17 protein-coding genes are annotated in these 16,245 nt (G+C 68.3%); all 17 read left to right on the top strand.

The annotated features are described in order from the left end of the window. Positions 1-70: 70 nt before the first annotated feature. Positions 71-1,219 (top strand): phosphoadenosine phosphosulfate reductase family protein, encoded by a 1,149-nt coding sequence (locus EH199_RS02425; protein ID WP_060977334.1) that lies wholly within the window; start codon positions 71-73, stop codon positions 1,217-1,219. Next, on the top strand, positions 1,216-2,559 hold the full coding sequence (locus EH199_RS02420; protein ID WP_124807688.1) for a DNA cytosine methyltransferase: 1,344 nt from the start codon (positions 1,216-1,218) through the stop codon (positions 2,557-2,559). The genes EH199_RS02425 and EH199_RS02420 overlap by 4 nt, the downstream gene beginning before the upstream one ends. Then, entirely contained in the window at positions 2,556-3,143 is a 588-nt protein-coding gene (locus EH199_RS02415; protein WP_082730629.1) for a DUF2840 domain-containing protein, read from the top strand. Before EH199_RS02420 ends, EH199_RS02415 begins: the two co-directional genes overlap by 4 nt. Next, entirely contained in the window at positions 3,140-3,718 is a 579-nt protein-coding gene (locus tag EH199_RS02410) for a S26 family signal peptidase (protein WP_060977336.1), read from the top strand. The genes EH199_RS02415 and EH199_RS02410 overlap by 4 nt, the downstream gene beginning before the upstream one ends. Then, positions 3,699-4,031, top strand: coding sequence for a DUF736 domain-containing protein (locus EH199_RS02405; protein ID WP_060977337.1), 333 nt, complete (start codon positions 3,699-3,701; stop codon positions 4,029-4,031). Before EH199_RS02410 ends, EH199_RS02405 begins: the two co-directional genes overlap by 20 nt. A gap of 3 nt (positions 4,032-4,034) precedes the next feature. Next, positions 4,035-4,922: a lytic transglycosylase domain-containing protein gene (locus EH199_RS02400; protein WP_060977338.1), complete on the top strand. Its 888-nt coding sequence runs from the start codon at positions 4,035-4,037 to the stop codon at positions 4,920-4,922. Further along, positions 4,919-5,500 (top strand): hypothetical protein, encoded by a 582-nt coding sequence (locus tag EH199_RS02395; RefSeq protein ID WP_060977339.1) that lies wholly within the window; start codon positions 4,919-4,921, stop codon positions 5,498-5,500. The genes EH199_RS02400 and EH199_RS02395 overlap by 4 nt, the downstream gene beginning before the upstream one ends. A 238-nt stretch (positions 5,501-5,738) precedes the next feature. Next, entirely contained in the window at positions 5,739-7,505 is a 1,767-nt protein-coding gene (locus EH199_RS02390) for a DUF3363 domain-containing protein (protein WP_060977340.1), read from the top strand. A 15-nt stretch (positions 7,506-7,520) separates the two neighbouring features. Continuing rightward, positions 7,521-9,506 (top strand): conjugal transfer protein TraG, encoded by a 1,986-nt coding sequence (locus EH199_RS02385; protein WP_060977341.1) that lies wholly within the window; start codon positions 7,521-7,523, stop codon positions 9,504-9,506. 9 nt (positions 9,507-9,515) lie between these two features. Further along, a complete protein-coding gene (locus tag EH199_RS02380; protein ID WP_060977342.1) occupies positions 9,516-9,944 on the top strand; it encodes a CopG family transcriptional regulator in 429 nt (142 codons plus the stop codon). A 228-nt stretch (positions 9,945-10,172) separates the two neighbouring features. Beyond that, on the top strand, positions 10,173-11,159 hold the full coding sequence (gene trbB, locus EH199_RS02375; protein ID WP_060977343.1) for a P-type conjugative transfer ATPase TrbB: 987 nt from the start codon (positions 10,173-10,175) through the stop codon (positions 11,157-11,159). Between the two features lie 26 nt (positions 11,160-11,185). Further along, positions 11,186-11,524, top strand: a complete 339-nt coding sequence (locus EH199_RS02370; protein ID WP_060977344.1) for a TrbC/VirB2 family protein — start codon at positions 11,186-11,188, stop codon at positions 11,522-11,524. After that, positions 11,521-11,802, top strand: a complete 282-nt coding sequence (locus EH199_RS02365; protein ID WP_021244356.1) for a VirB3 family type IV secretion system protein — start codon at positions 11,521-11,523, stop codon at positions 11,800-11,802. Before EH199_RS02370 ends, EH199_RS02365 begins: the two co-directional genes overlap by 4 nt. Further along, entirely contained in the window at positions 11,799-14,288 is a 2,490-nt protein-coding gene (trbE, locus tag EH199_RS02360; RefSeq protein ID WP_060977345.1) for a conjugal transfer protein TrbE, read from the top strand. The genes EH199_RS02365 and trbE overlap by 4 nt, the downstream gene beginning before the upstream one ends. Continuing rightward, entirely contained in the window at positions 14,285-15,004 is a 720-nt protein-coding gene (gene trbJ / locus EH199_RS02355; protein WP_060977346.1) for a P-type conjugative transfer protein TrbJ, read from the top strand. Before trbE ends, trbJ begins: the two co-directional genes overlap by 4 nt. A gap of 13 nt (positions 15,005-15,017) precedes the next feature. Continuing rightward, on the top strand, positions 15,018-15,401 hold the full coding sequence (trbK-alt, locus tag EH199_RS02350) for a putative entry exclusion protein TrbK-alt (protein ID WP_075151007.1): 384 nt from the start codon (positions 15,018-15,020) through the stop codon (positions 15,399-15,401). Next, positions 15,398-16,245: P-type conjugative transfer protein TrbL (trbL, locus tag EH199_RS02345; protein WP_124807687.1), on the top strand; the 848-nt coding region annotated here is incomplete at its 3' end. The genes trbK-alt and trbL, both read left to right, overlap by 4 nt.

Below are 16,245 nucleotides of genomic sequence, written 5' to 3'. Positions count from 1 at the left end.
CTACTACGCCTTTTGCGTGCGGCGATCAATCCCGGCACCGTGTTACGCGGCGCGGGCCGGAACCGCGGCCATGATCGCCGCCCAGCACTTCGGCAGCATCTCGGGCGGCAAGGACAGCCAGGCCGTCCTTTGCCGGATGGTCGAGCGGATCGAGCGCAGGGGGCTTGCCGCGTTCGGCAACCGCGCGCCGCGGTTCCTCTCGGCAGACAACGGCCACGAGAACCCGATCACGCTCGACCACATCGCGTATCTCGACGGCTGGCTGCGACAACGCACCGGCCTGTGTATCGAGACGGTCTCGGCGAACGACGTGCCGGGGCTCACAGACGCGGCGGCCTTCGCCCGCAAGCGCGCGATGCTGCGCGAGGAATGGTCGAAGGAGAAGCGGCGGACCCGCCATAAGGGCGCGTGCAACCAGCGCCGGGCCGCGTGGCAGGCAGGCAGGCTCACGAAAGGCCAATGGCTCGCCGCGTGCGAATGTCCCGTCCTGGTCTCGCCCCCGGTTCCCGATCATCTGATCGACCGCGCGCTCGAGCTGCTGCATCCCACCGGCATCCCGTTCCTCGACATGGCGATGCTGCACGGCCGGTTTCCCGGCACCAAAACGCGCTTCTGCACCGACGAGACCAAACTGATCCCGATGATGCATCGCAAGCGTCCGCTGCTCGATGCGGGGATCTCGGTCATCGACTGGATCGGCGAGCGCGCCGACGAAAGCCCGGCGCGGGCGAAGAAGCCGCCGATCCAGTCGGTGCGGCATCCCTCCGGCGCCCGCAAGGTGCTCTACCGGCCCATCTTTCGCTGGTCGGCGGCCGACGCCTTCGCCATCTCCGAGCGCCACGGACTCCGGCATAACCCGCTCTACACGATGGGGATGAGCCGGGTCGGCTGCTCGACCTGCATCATGGTTAGGAAGCGCGAACTGCGCGCCTGGGCCATGCGGTTTCCCGCGGAAGTCGATCGCGTGCGGGAGTGGGAACGGCTGGTCAGCCTCGTTTCGCGGCGCACCGCGATATCGGGAGCGCCGGCATCCCTGCTGCCCGCGCCGACCGTGCCCGGCGATCCCGCCGATCATGGACGTGCGACGATCGACAGGGCGATCGCGTGGTCGCGCACCAGCCGGGGCGGCCGCAACTACGACCTGTTCCTCGCGCAGGAGCAGCGCGACGCCGATGAGCACGGCCTGCTCTGCGACAGCGAATACGGGCTTTGCGAATGATGCGCGCGCTCGACCTGTTCAGCGCCGCGGCGGGCGGCTGGTCGCTCGGCCTGCACCGCGCCGGATTCGTCACCGTCGCCGCCTGCGAGATCGTCGAATGGCGCCGCATCCTCTACGCGGAGAACAATCCCCATGTCAGACTCTACGCGGATGTCCGGTCCCTCACGGCAGCTCGACTTGTTTCTGAACTTGGATTCCTGCCCGACATCATCGTCGGTTCGCCGCCGTGCCAGGACATCTCCAGCGCCAACACCAAAGGCAGGGGGATCGAAGGCGAACGGTCGGGCCTCTACCTCGAAGCCGTCCGGCTGGTCGGAGAGTGCCGCCCTCGCTGGTTCGCTTTTGAGAACAGCGCTAATCTGCGAACTCGCGGCGCTGACCGGCTGCTCCTTCTCCTGGAAACGCTCGGCTACGCCTGCGAACCGTGGGTGGTGGCTGCTGAAAATGTCGGCGCCAACCATGTCCGCAAGCGGTCCTGGCTTATCGGCTACGACCCAGGCCAGCTTGCCGACGCCGGTATCGCAATCCCAGCAAGGCGGCATCCGGCTGGAGGGTGGATCGGGCGCACGGACGGCCCTCAAGGAATCGGGTCTGTTCGACCTGTTTCGCGAGAACAGGCTGCCGACGCCGATGGCGACGGACGGGATGAGGGACGGCGCGGGCGGCGGCGCAGGATCGACATATCCGCTTCGCATGATCCTCGCGACGCCGCGCAAATCGGATGCGGACAAGGGCGGCCGGGGCGATGTGCTCAGCCAGTTGCAGGGCCATGCGAGCCGGCACGCGGGCATGATGCCGACGCCTGTCAAACCGAACGGCGGACGGAGATTGAGCCGGCAGGAGATCGAAACGGGACGCCGGGCGAACGGCGCGAAGGCGCAGATCGACACGCCGAACCTGTTGCGCCACGCGGCGGAAATCCTCCCCACCCCGACGAAGCGCGACAGCCGGATGGACGGCTGGAGTCCGGCCTACGATCGGCGGAAATCGCCGACGATGGACGCGGTGATGGACGGCGCGATGACGGATCGCGCGCCGGACAAATGGGCGGGCGCCCGCGCGCTGGCGGCGATGCTGCGGAGCCGTGGGCTGACTGGAACGGCGGCCTTGCCCATCACCTACGGCTGGATGATGGGCTTTCCGCCTGGGTGGCTGGCACGCGCGTTGCGATCGGCGCTGGAAAGCGGACGGCTGCGGCCAGCCTGATCGTCGAGGCGTTCGGCGACGCCGTTCTCCCGCAAATCCCCGAAGCCATCGGCCGCGCCATCCTGCGCACCGAAGCCGCGCTCGACGTCGTGCTCGGGCGAACCTCCCCCGACATCACCGGAGACGAACGATGAGCGATCCCGCGCATCCGCAGCGCATAGACTTCAGCGGGTTCGAAGCCGCGCTGCGCCGCCGCGCGGCGGAGCAGGCGCAGGCCGCCCGAACGCCGACAGAACCAACGGCGCTGGCATCGCGATCGCGGCTGACCGAAGTCGAACTGACCTGGATCGAAAAGAAGCTGGAGCACTGGATACGCTTCGGCCGCGTCGCGCAGGAACGCATCGTCACACGCCGGACGCGCGTCATGAGCTTCCGGCCGGGCGCGGTGTTTGCCTTCGTCCGCTGGACCGCCAACGACTATGGCACGATCGCCTCGCGCATCGACGTGGTGCGCGCGGTCACGCCGGGCGAGCCTTATACGACGCTGCCGTTCGTGCGGCCGGGCGGCGAAATCCTCCTGCACATCGAGAGCTGGCCCAAGGTCCAGCAGGTGCTCGCCGCGATCGACGCGGTGGAGACGGCGGGCGTCGATCCCTGCGACGCGGCGCCCGAGCACTGGCGCCACGTCCACAACCGCATCGCCGCGGGACACCAGCCGCGCCCTTACACGCTGGAGCGGCATCGCGCCTGGCTTCGCCGCAAGGAGATCGAAGGGTGACGCGCCGCCGCTACGTCATGGCGACGGCCACCGCCGCGTCCGCCTTCGCCGCGGCGTTCGTCGCGATCGCCGTCGCCGATCCTTTCCCGCGCGTGATCTGGAACGCCAGCGCCAGCGCGCCGATCGGGCTCTACCGCATCCATCCCGACCGCGATCCCGCTATCGGTGTGCTGGTCGCCGTCACGCCGCCCAAGCGGCTTTCCCGCTGGCTTTCGGCGCGCGGCTATCTGCCCGAGGGCGTGCCGCTGCTGAAGCATGTCGCCGCGAAAGCCGGGCAGCGCGTGTGCCGCATCGGCGCCGTGGTGAGCGTCGATAGCCAGTCCGTCGCCAGCGCCCGCGCGCGTGACGGCCGGGGCCGCCCGCTGCCGGTCTGGCGGGGCTGCCGCACACTGCAACCGGGCGAACTGCTGCTGCTCAACCCGTCCGTCCCCGACAGCCTCGACGGCCGCTATTTCGGCCCGCTGCCGGCGTCCGCCGTCATCGGCCGCGCGACGCCGCTGCATCTGCGCGCGCCGTCGCAATCGCCTTCCACCCCCGAAGCCAAGGAGATTGGCCATGCCGACGAATATCTTTGAACCCACCGCCAATGGCTATGCCGGGCGCGCCCGGTATTTCGGTGTCGACGAGCAGATCGTGCTGGTCGCGATCGATCCGGGCGACGCCGAGAACGCGCCCGATTACCGCGTCCACCTCGACGACGAGGACGGCCCGGAAGTCGGCGGCGCATGGAAACGGGTCGGCGAACGCGCGGGCAATTACATCGCGCTGGAGATCGACAGCCCGCTCTTCGGGGCGCCGTTCCGGCCGGTTCTGTTCCGCGCCGACGACGATGGCCGGACGTTCCGGCTGTCATGGAAGCGCCCCCGGCCGCGCGACGACCGGAGCTGATCGGTGGCTGTTTCGATCATCATCCCTTTGTTCGCGGAAAAGCCGCATCCCTCCGTCCCGCTCGGTCGCAGGCTGACCGGCGCGCGCAGCGAAGGTCAAGAGTCTGCCCCGGACTTGATCCGGGGGCGGCCCACGGCCGGCGCATCGCGCGCACCCTTTACCGCAGCGAGCACGCTGGCAGGCTGGCGTAAGAGCGGGGGCGGATTGGCCGTCCTGCTCGCGGCCCTGCTGCTGTCGTCCGGCATCGGGCCGAACGCTGTGCGGGCACAGGACACGCCGGCCGAACGCACGGCAGCCAGCCATCCCTATGCCGTTCACGTCGCCGACGCCGCGCGGCGCTTCGGCATCCCGGAAAGCTGGATATGGGCGGTGATGCGCGTCGAGAGCAACGGCGATGTCCGCGCGGTCTCGACGGCCGGGGCGATGGGCCTCATGCAGATCATGCCCGGCACCTGGGCGAGCTTGCGCGCGCGCCACGGGCTGGGACGCGATCCCTATGATGTGCGCGACAACATCATGGCGGGCGCGGCTTACCTGCGCGCGATGCACGACCGCTACGGCAACGCGATGGCAATGCTGGCGGCCTATAATGCGGGGCCGGGCCGCTACGACGAATATCTATCGCGCGGCCGTCCGCTGCCCGCCGAGACGCGCGCCTATCTCGCAAAGCTCGCGTCGATCATAGGCGGCGCGGACGACAGCCGGCTTGCTGCCGCACCGCCGTCCGATCCTTTTGCATGGCGCAGGGCTGCATTGTTCGCGGCGCGGCCGAACGGCGATCCGGCCGCACCGGAAACGTCGTCCGGCGAACGCGCGGCTGACATGCGCGCTGCGGTCGAACCGCCCGCGAACAGCCTGTTCGTCGCGCTGTCGGGGCGGAGGCAGCCGTGAAGATCGCCTATGCCGATCCGCCCTATATCGGCTGCGCGCATCTCTATCGCGATCATCCCGACTATGCGGGCGAGGTCGATCATCCCGCGCTGATCGAGCGGCTCCAGCGAGACTATGACGGCTGGATTTTGCATGCCGCCGCGACGCCGGAATCGGTCGCCGTGCTCGCGCCGCTCGTGCGCGAGACCGGCGCGCGGTGGATGGCCTGGGTGAAAGGCTTTGCCGCGTTCAAGCGCAACGTGCCGGTCGCTTATGCGTGGGAACCCGTCATCGTGAAGCCCGCGCGCAAGCCGGTCGTAAGCAAGCGGCTGGTCCTGCGTGACTGGATCGAATGCCCGATCACGCTGCGCCGTGGGCTTACCGGCGCGAAACCCGAAGTGGTCGCTCATTGGGCGTTCGAGACGGTCGCCGCGCGTCCCGACGACACGCTCGACGACCTGTTCCCCGGCACCGGCGCCGTCGCCGAAGCGTGGCGAACCTGGCGCCTCAAGTTCGCGCTGCCGGGCGATCCCGTTGCAGCGCCGCCGCGGCCGAATTGCACGGTGGCTGCACGTCGAGAGGCGAGCGGCGCGCCATGACCGCCCCCGTTTTCAGATTGCCCGGTTGGAAGGTGGAAGTGCCTGGAAGGGCAGGAAAAAGCCGAAGGAAGGGACGGCAAGATAGAAAGCGCGCCCCAAATTCGCTGAAAGCCTATGTCTTTCAACGATTTGGCGCGGGTACGTCGGTCGGCGAGCGTGCCGCTCGGAAGAAAAAAGCCAGCAAAATCAAAGCGCCGAATGGCACTATGGGCCATTTTCGGCGGAAAGCGGCCCGGCCGTGAGCGAGGACGAGGATTTCCGCGTCCGGCCGGGCAAGGTCAGGAACAGGGGAGCCGGCCAGGGCCGCAAGGCGCAAGGACTTGTCGTCCAGGTGCTCCGCGTCGCCGCGCGCAGCGGCGGAGGCCGGCGAACGGCCGGCTGGGGCGGATCGCGCCAGCGCGGGCAATCGAACTTCGGCCGTGGCCGCACGTCCTTCGCACGCAGCCGCCTGTTCGGATCGGGCCGGCGCGTGCTGGTCAAGATTGTCCCTGTCACCCGTTTCCACCGGAATGGACGGCCGAGGGCGCCGCTGTCCGCGCACATCGCCTATCTCAAGCGCGAGGGCGTCACCCGCGACGGATCGCCCGCGCGGATGTTCGACGCCAATGGCGATGGCGCCGACGATCGCGCCTTCGCCGATCGGTGCAAGGACGACCGGCATCATTTCAGGATCATCGTCTCGCCCGAGGATGCGGCGGACCTGTCGGACCTTCGCGAATATACCCGCGATCTCGTTCGCCAGATGGAAGCCGATCTCGGCACCAGGCTCGAATGGGTCGCGGTCGATCACTGGAACACCGACAACCCGCATGTCCATCTGCTGGTGCGCGGCGTCGATGACCATGGCGCCGACCTTGTCATCAACCGGGACTATATCAGCCACAATCTGCGCTCGCGCGCCGAAGAACTGGCCTGGGCCGAGCTGGGTCCGAAACCGGAGCATGAAATCCAGCGCGCGCTCGAACGCGAGGTAACGGCCGAACGCTGGACCAGGCTCGACGCCGAGATCGATCGCACGGCGGACGCACTCGGCGTCATCGACTTGCGCCCCCAGCAGCCCGGACTCGACGATCCCCAGGTCCGCCGCCTGATGATCGGCCGCTTGCAGCATCTGGAAACTATGGGGCTCGCAGCCGAGGCCGCGCCCGGTCAGTGGGCACTGGCGTCGGATGCGCAAGCCAGGTTGCGCGAGCTGGGCACGCGCGGCGACATCATCCGCACGATCGGCAAGGCGCTGAACGGTCGCGGCCTGCAGCGCCCGCTCGACACTTACGAGATCGTCAGCGCAGCGCCGCAAAAGCCCATCGTCGGCCGGTTGATCGACAAGGGGTTGCACGACGAGCTGCATGGCTCGGCCTATGCCGTGATCGACGGCATCGACGGGCGCACCCACCATGTCCGGCTTCCGGGCATCGAGGCGCTGGATCGCAGCCCGGATATCGGCGGCATCGTTGAGCTGCGCGCCGTCGGCCGGCCGGGCGATCCGAAGCCGTCCCTGTTCCTGGCGACGCGATCCGATCTCGACCTCGCGGCTCAGGTGAAGGCGAGAGGCGCGACCTGGCTCGATCATCGTCTGATCGAGCGCGGCCGTGGAGTGACGGCCGCCGGCTTCGGATCGGAGGTGCAGCGGGCGCTCGACCAGCGCACCGACCATCTCGTGCGCGAAGGACTGGCCCGCCGCTTCGGCAACCGCGTGGTCCTGCAAGGCAACCTGATCGAGACGCTTCGCCGCCGCGAACTGGACGCGACAGGTGCCGAGATCGCGGGCCGGACGGGGCTCGCCTACCGGCCTACCAATCCCGGCGACAAGGTCGCCGGCACATGCCGCCAGCGCCTCGCGCTCGCCTCCGGTCGCTTCGCGATGATCGACGACGGGTTGGGCTTCCGGCTCGTCCCCTGGTCGAACGACCTTGAACGCCAGCTCGGGCGCCAGATCGCGGGCATCGCCCGCAACGGCGGCGGCATCGGATGGTCATTGGGCCGCAAGCGCGGCCTCGCCCCCTGAAAGAAGGAGACTCTCATGCCCGCTACCAAAATCCTCTGGGGCCAGATCATCGCCGTCTTCCTGATCGTGGTCGCCGCGATCTGGAGCGCCACACAATGGACCGCGGCGGCGCTGGCGTATCAGCCCGAGCTTGGCGAACCCTGGTTCACGGCGCTCGGCTGGCCGGTCTATCCGCCCTACGCCTTCTTCTGGTGGTGGTTCAGCTACGACGCCTATGCGCCCGCCATCTTCCAGACCGGCGCCTGGATCGCCGCGTCGGGCGGCTTCGTGGCGGTCGCTGTCGCCATCGCCATGTCGGTCTGGCGCGCACGCGAGGCGAAGAACGCGGAAACCTATGGCTCGGCGCGCTGGGCGACCGAGGACGAGGTGCGTGCGGCCGGGCTGCTCGGCGACGACGGTGTGGTGCTCGGCAAGCTGGGCCGCGCCTATCTGCGCCACGACGGCCCCGAGCATGTGCTGTGCTATGCGCCGACCCGCAGCGGCAAGGGCGTCGGCCTCGTGATCCCCTCGCTTCTGACCTGGCCGGCATCGGCGATCGTTCATGACATCAAGGGCGAGAACTGGACGCTGACCGCGGGCTTCCGCGCGCAGCATGGCCGCGTGCTGCTGTTCGACCCGACCAACGCGGCGTCGGACGCCTACAACCCGCTGCTGGAGGTGCGGCGCGGCCAGTGGGAAGTCCGCGACGTGCAGAACGTGGCCGACGTGCTGGTCGATCCCGAAGGCAGCCTGGAGAAGCGCAACCACTGGGAGAAAACCAGCCACGCGTTGCTGGTCGGCGCGATCCTGCATGTTCTCTACGCCGAGCCCGACAAGACCCTGGCGGGTGTCGCCGCCTTCCTGTCCGACCCGGCGCGGACGATCGAGCAGACGCTGGCCGCGATGATGGCGACGCCCCATCTCGGCGAAGCCGGCGTGCATCCGGTGGTGGCCTCGGCCGCGCGCGAACTGCTCAACAAGAGCGACAACGAACGCTCGGGCGTGCTCTCGACCGCCATGTCGTTTCTCGGGCTTTACCGCGATCCCGTCGTCGCCCGGGTCACGCGCGCCTGCCACTGGCGCGTCATGGATCTCGTATCGGGCGAGCAGCCGGCGACGCTCTACCTCGTCATTCCCCCCAGCGACATCTCGCGGACCAAGCCGCTCATCCGCCTGATGCTCAACCAGATCGGGCGGCGGCTGACGGAGGAACTGCCGAGCGGCGCCAGGCGTCATCGCCTGCTGCTGATGCTCGACGAGTTTCCCGCGCTCGGGCGCCTGGACTTTTTCGAGAGCGCGCTGGCGTTCATGGCCGGCTATGGCCTGAAATCCTTCCTCATCGCGCAGTCGCTCAATCAGATCGAGAAAGCCTACGGGCAGGACAATGCGATCCTCGATAACTGCCATGTTCGGGTGAGCTTCGCGACCAACAACGAGAAGACGGGCGAGCGCGTGTCGAAGGCGCTCGGCACCAAGACTGAGATGCGCGCGATGAAGAACTACGCCGGGCACAGGCTCTCGCCCTGGCTCGGGCATCTGATGGTCTCGCGCTCCGAAACCGCCCGCCAGCTTCTGACCCAGGGCGAGGTCATGCAGCTGCCGCCCGACGAGGAAATCGTCATGGTGTCGGGCGTCCAGCCCATCCGCGCGAAGAAGGCTGCTTACTACGCCGATCCCCGTCTCGCCGCGCGGATCATGCCGCCGCCCGATCCGGCCGCATCGCCACCTCGGGAAATCCGTCCCGACGACTGGACGGGGCTCGCCGCTTCGGCCGATCCCGCCGAGATCGCGGCAATCATCCGGCGCCAGGAGGATGCCGCCAACAGCGGGCTGCGCCGCGAGCCCGAGCTTCCCGATCATGTCGCCATCGTGAAGGAGACGACGCCCGCACCGCCCGCGCAGGAGTTTTCCATCGTCGAGGACGAACCCGAGGATGCTGCGCGCCAGGCGGCGGCACGGCGGCGGATGCAGGGCGTCGCGCGGCAGGCGTCGCTCGATCCCGACGACGGCATCGAAATGTAGGAGATTCCCATGCGCGTGCGTCTCAACGTCTATTTTCCGCCCGAGCTGGCCCGTCAGGTCAGCGAGCTGGCGATCCGCCGCCGCATCTCGCGCTCGGCGATCGTGGAAGCCGCCGTCACCTCCTGGATGTCGCCGGACGGCGCCGACCGGATGGAGGCGGCCTTCGCCCGAAGGCTCGACCGGCTTTCGCGGCAGGTCCAGCGGCTCGAACGCAACACCGGCCTCACCACCGAGGCACTGGCGCTTTTCGTCCGCTTCTGGCTGGCGGTGACGCCGCCGCTGCCCGACGAGGATCAGGCGGCCGCCCAGGTCAAGGGCCGCAAGCGCTATGAGGGTTTTGTCGAGACGCTGGGCCGCCGCTACGCCAGCGGCAAGAGCCTGCTCGACGAAATACCGGAGGATATTGCAGGTCGTGACGGCGGCTCCACCGACACATGACAGTGCAGCGAACCAGCCGGGGCCGGCCATGCGCGAATCGGCCAGGTATCTTCACGAAATAGCGCGGGCGGAGAGCGGTGCTGAAAGCGTCAGACCGCAACGCGCACTTATCTGCCGCCGTCACTACTACGCCCTGACATAGTTGTTGCCTCGCGCGATTTCCTGTCTCTCTTGATGTGCCCCTGACGCCGGGCGGCGGTTCGCCCGGCCTAATTCAGGGGCCGTTTCTTGTCCGTCCAGCCGATCCGATCCGAAGCGAACACGCGCGGCGCGCGGATGCTGCGCACGGCGCTGGGGCCGTCGATCGCGGCCTGGCTCGACGATGCCGCCGTGATCGAGGTGATGCTGAACCCGGACGGACGGCTGTGGGTCGACCGGCTCGGCGAGGGCATCAGCGACACCGGCATGACGCTGGCCGCCGCTGACGGCGAGCGCATCGTCCGCCTGGTCGCGCATCATGTCGGCGTCGAGGTTCATGCCCGGTCCCCGCGCGTCTCCGCCGAGCTGCCCGAAGGGGGCGAGCGGTTCGAGGGGCTGCTGCCGCCCGTCGTCGCGGCCCCGGCCTTCGCCATCCGCAAGCCCGCCGTCGCGGTGTTCACGCTCGACGACTATGCGGCCGCCGGGATCATGTCGGCGGCCGAGGCGGCGGCATGCCGCGATGGCGTCGCCGCTCGCGCCAACATCCTCGTGGCGGGCGGCACCGGCAGTGGCAAGACCACGCTGGTCAATGCGCTGCTGGTGGAAGTCGCCAAGACCACCGACCGTATCGTCCTGATTGAGGACACGCGGGAGCTGCAATGCGCCGCGCCGAACCTCGTCGCCATGCGCACGAAGGATGGCGTCGTCTCGCTGTCCGATCTCGTCCGGTCCTCGCTGCGCCTGCGCCCTGATCGCATCCCGATCGGCGAGGTGCGCGGCGCCGAGGCGCTCGATCTCCTCAAAGCCTGGGGCACCGGCCATCCGGGCGGCATCGGCACGATCCACGCCGGAACCGCGCTCGGCGCGCTGCGCCGTATGGAGCAGCTCATTCAGGAGGCCGTCGTCACGGTCCCGCGCGCGCTGCTGGCCGAGACCATCGACCTGATCGCCGTGCTCGTCCGCGACGGGCACGGCCGCCGCCTCGCCGAGCTGGCCCGCGTCGAAGGGCTCGACGCCGCGACCGGCGACTACCGCCTCACGCCGCTCACCACCCCCCAGACCGGAGACCTGCCATGACCAACGACGCCACGCCTCTCAGGACCATGAAGGGCCGCCTGCTCGGCGGCACCGTGCTCGACCGCCTCGGCCATATCGGCATCACCGCGGCCGGGCTGCTCTACGCGATGCCCGCCCATGCGGGCGGATCGTCGATGCCGTGGGAGGCGCCGCTCCAGTCTATCCTCGAAAGCATCGAGGGGCCGGTCGCCAAGATCATCGCGGTGATGATTATCATCGTGACCGGGCTGACCCTGGCCTTCGGCGATACGTCGGGCGGGGCACGGCGGATGATCCAGATCGTGTTCGGTCTGTCGATCGCGTTCGCCGCGTCGAGCTTCTTCCTCTCGTTCTTTTCCTTCGGTGGCGGAGCGATGGTCGCATGACCGGCGCGGCCGATCATGGCGAGCCCATCGCGGGCTACTTCGCGCCGGTCCACCGGGCGCTGACCGAGCCGATATTGCTCGGAGGCGCCCCGCGCTCGCTCGCCATCGTCAACGGGACGCTGGCAGGCGCGATCGGGCTGGGCCTGCGCCTCTGGATCGCCGGCCTCGCGATATGGGCGATCGGCCATGCGCTCTCGGTATGGGCCGCGCGGCGCGATCCCCAGTTCGTCGACGTGGCCCGCCGCCACCTCCGCTACCCGACATGGATGCAGCCATGATGAGCTTGCGCGAATACAGGAACGGCGCCGCGCATCTCGCCGACTTCCTGCCCTGGGCCGCGCTGGTCGGGACAAGCGTCGTTCTCAACAAGGACGGCAGCTTTCAGCGCACCGCCCGTTTTCGGGGACCGGACCTTGATTCCGCCACGCCAGCCGAGCTGGTCGCCACCACGGCGCGGCTCAACAATGCGCTGCGCCGTCTCGGCTCGGGCTGGGCAATCTTCGTCGAAGCGCAGCGCACGCCCGCGCTCGACTATCCGGAATCGGACTTTCCCGATCCGGTCTCGGCGCTGGTCGATATGGAGCGGCGCGAACAGTTTCGCGAAGAAGGCGCGCATTTCGAGAGCGACTATTATCTGACGCTCCTCTGGATGCCACCGGCCGAGGACGCCGCCCGCGCCGAAACCTGGCTCTATGAAGGCCGTTCCGGCACGGGCGTCGATCCGTGGGAATTGCTCCAGAGCTTTACCGATCGCAGCGACCGGGTGCTCAATCTGGTCGAGGGCTTCGTGCCCGAGGTTTGCTGGCTCGATGACGGCGAGACGCTGACTTACCTGCACAGCACGATCTCGACCCGGCGCCAGCGCGTGCGCGTGCCGGAAACGCCGATGCATCTCGACGCGCTGCTCGCCGACGAGCCGCTGACCGGCGGGCTGGAGCCGAAACTCGGCGACCATCATCTGCGCACGCTGACGATCACGGGATTCCCGAGCGTCACCTTCCCCGGCCTGCTCGACGAACTGAACCGGCTCGCCTTCGAGTATCGCTGGTCGACCCGCGCGATCATGCTCGACAAGACCGACGCGACGAAGCTGCTGACCCGCATCCGCCGCCAATGGTTCGCCAAGCGCAAAAGCGTTGCTGCGATCCTCAAGGAAGTGATGACCAACGAGGCATCGACGCTGCTCGACAGCGATGCCTCGAACAAGGCGGCCGACGCCGACACTGCCTTGCAGGAGCTGGGCGCCGACTACGCCGGCATGGCCTATGTCACCGCCAGCGTGACGGTGTGGGACCGCGATCCCGCCATTGCGGCTGAAAAGCTGCGGCTGGTCGAAAAGGTCATCCAGGGTCGCGACTTCACCGTGATCCCCGAGGGCATGAACGCGATCGAGGCGTGGCTTGGGAGCCTCCCCGGCCACACCTATGCCAACGTCCGCCAGCCTCCGATTTCCACCATCAATCTCGCCCACCTGATCCCCCTGTCAGCAGTATGGGCGGGGCCGGAACGGGACGAGCATTTCGGTGCGCCCCCCTTGCTTTATGGCAAGACCGAAGGCTCGACCCCGTTCCGGTTTTCCCTTCATGTCGGCGATGTCGGGCACACCCTCATCGTCGGGCCGACCGGCTCCGGCAAGTCGGTGCTGCTTGCACTGATGGCGATGCAATTTCGCCGCTACGAGAACGCGCAGGTCTTCGCCTTCGATTTCGGCGGCAGCATCCGCGCGGCTGCGATCGGTATGGGCGGCGACTGGCAGGATCTCGGCGGGATGCTCGCCGACGAGGCCGGGGACGGCGTGCAGCTCCAACCGCTCGCCCATATTGACGACCCAGCCGAACGCGCCTGGGCCGCCGAATGGCTGGCGGCGATCCTCGCATCCGAGAATGTGACCGTCGACCCGCAGGCCAAGGAGCATATCTGGTCGGCGCTGACCTCGCTCGCCACCGCGCCGATCGCGGAACGGACCCTGACGGGCCTTGCCGTCCTGCTCCAGAGCCAGCAGCTCAAGCAGGCGCTCGCGCCCTGGTGCGTGGGCGGAGCATGGGGCCGGCTGCTCGATGCCGAGACCGAGCGGCTTGGCGAGGCCACCGTTCAGGTGTTCGAGACCGAAGGCTTGATGGAAAGCGGCGCGGCCCCGGCCGTCCTGTCCTACCTGTTTCACCGCATCGCGGGGCGGCTCGACGGCAGCCCGACGCTCATCGTCATCGACGAGGGCTGGCTGGCGCTGGGATCGCCCGCGTTCGCCAAACAGCTTTCGGAATGGCTGGTGACGCTGCGTAAGAAGAACGCCAGCGTCATCTTCGCCACCCAGTCGCTCGCGCAGATCGAGGGCAGCACGATCGCGCCCGCCATCGTCGAGAGCTGTCCGACCCGGATATTCCTGCCGAACGAACGCGCGGTCGAACCGCAGATCGCGGTGATCTACGAGCGGTTCGGGCTCAACGCCCGCCAGATCGAAATCCTGAGCCGGGCGACGCCGAAGCGCGATTATTACTGCCAGTCAAGGCGCGGCAACCGCCTGTTCGAGCTGGGGCTTGGCGAGGTCGCGCTGGCCTTCGCCGCCGCCTCTTCCAAGACCGATCAGCGCCGGATCGCGGAGCTGGTGGAGGCGCATGGCGCGCCTGCCTTCGCGGCCGAATGGCTGCGTCACCGCGGCTGCGCCTGGGCGGTCGAGCTTCTTCCCGAACCTCAACCCGATCCGCTGGCCGGAAACCGGGAAGATACCGGCCAGCTCCCCCTTGCCTTGAAGGACATGATCCCATGAAAGCCACCATCCTGCGCCGCGCCATGCTGGCCGGCGCGATCGCCACGTCCGGCATGATCGGCACCACCGCCGCGACGCCCGCGCACGCCCAGTTCGGCGGGATCGTCTATGACCCGACCAATTACGCCCAAAACGTGCTGACCGCCGCCCGGTCGCTCCAGCAGATCAACAACCAGATTCAGCAAATTCAGCAGCAGGCGACGAGCCTCATCAACGAGGCGCGCAATCTCGCTTCGCTGCCGCTCTCGACGGTCGACGTTCTCCAGCAGCAGGTCCGGCAGACGCAGCAGCTGCTTAGGCAGGCCCAGCGCATCGCCTACGATGTCCGGGACATCCAGAGCGCCTTCACCGACCGTTACAAGGGCACCGCGCTCACCGGCACCAACGCCCAGATGATCGCCAATGCGAACGCGCGCTGGGAGGACAGCGTCGGCGCGTTCCAGGACTCCTTGCAGGTGCAGGCCGGCGTCGTCGGTAATATCGAGGGCGCGCGCACCACGATGAACAGCCTGGTCTCGGCCAGTCAGTCGGCGACCGGCGCGCTCCAGGCCGCGCAGGCGGGCAACCAGCTTCTCGCCCTGCAATCGCAGCAGCTCGCCGACCTCACCGCCGCCGTCGCGGCGCAGGGACGGGCGCAGTCGCTCGACGCCGCGCGGCAGGCCGCGATCGAGGCGGAGGGGCGCGAACGCTTCCGCCGCTTCTTCGGCCGCGACTGACAGGAGAAGCCGCATGTCGCGCAATGCAAAGATCGCCGGTGTCGCCGCGCTCGGCGGCATCATGCTGGCCGTGGCGCTCGCGGGCTCGCGCGAACCGCATGAACCGCAGCTTGAAGCCGTCCTGCCCGTCCTTGAAGAAGGAGAGCAGGAGAAGCGGCTGGCGCGCGAACTGGAACGCTGCGCCACGCTCACCATGCCGGATTCCGGCTGCGAGGCGGCATGGGCGGAAAAGCGCCGCCGCTTCTTCGGCAAGGATGCCGACGCGCCCGCGCCGGGCGAGCATCCTGCGCTTCCCGCCGCATATGACAGCGACGGCAGCCGGGCTGACGAGGCGATCCGGCCGGAGCTTCCCGGCCCCTTTGTCCCCGCCGATCAGGCCGGGAGCACCGCGCCGTGAGTGACACCGGGATCGTCGATACCTTCCTCGACACCTTCACCAGCTACATCGACAGCGGCTTTGGCCTGCTCGGCGGCGAGGTCGGCTTCCTGTCCTCGACCCTTATCGCGATCGACGTGACCATCGCCGGGCTGTTCTGGGCCTGGGGCGCCGATGAGGACGTGATCCAGCGGCTGGTCAAGAAAACCCTCTATATCGGCGCCTTCGCCTTCATCATCGGCAATTTCCAGACACTGGCGACGATCCTGTTCGACAGCTTCGCGGGGCTGGGGCTCAAGGCGAGTGGCGATGCCCTCAGCCTCGCGGAGTTCATGAAGCCCGGCACGATCGCTGCAAAGGGTCTCGATGCGGCGCAGCCACTGATCGACGCGATGGAGGCCTATAACAGCCTCTGGTCGGTGTTCGCCAATCTCGCGATCATCGCCGTGCTGCTGCTCGCCTATCTGATCGTCGTCCTCGCCTTCTTCATTATCGCCATCCAGATATTCATCACCCTGATCGAGTTCAAGCTGGTGACGCTGGCCGGATTCGTCCTGCTGCCCTTCGCCTTCTGGAACCGCACCGCGTTCATGGCCGAAAAAGTGCTCGGCCATATCGTCTCCAGCGGGATCAAGGTGCTGGTGCTCGCGGTCATCACCGGGATCGGCACGACCCTGTTCAGCACGTTCACGGCGACGGTCGGTCCCGAACCCGACGCGCGGCAGGTTCTGGCGATCGCGCTCGGCGCGCTGTCGCTGCTCGGCCTGTCGATCTTCGGCCCCGGCATCGCCAACGGGATCGTCTCGGGCGGGCCGCAGCTCGGCGCGGGCGCGGCGGCCGGCACCGTGCTGGCGGCGGGCGGCGC

Origin of the sequence: Novosphingobium sp. LASN5T, from assembly GCF_003856955.1 — a bacterium.
In the GTDB taxonomy this organism is placed as follows: domain Bacteria; phylum Pseudomonadota; class Alphaproteobacteria; order Sphingomonadales; family Sphingomonadaceae; genus Novosphingobium.
Note: the sequence above shows the minus strand (reverse complement) of the source record. Positions and strands in the feature narration are given on the sequence as shown.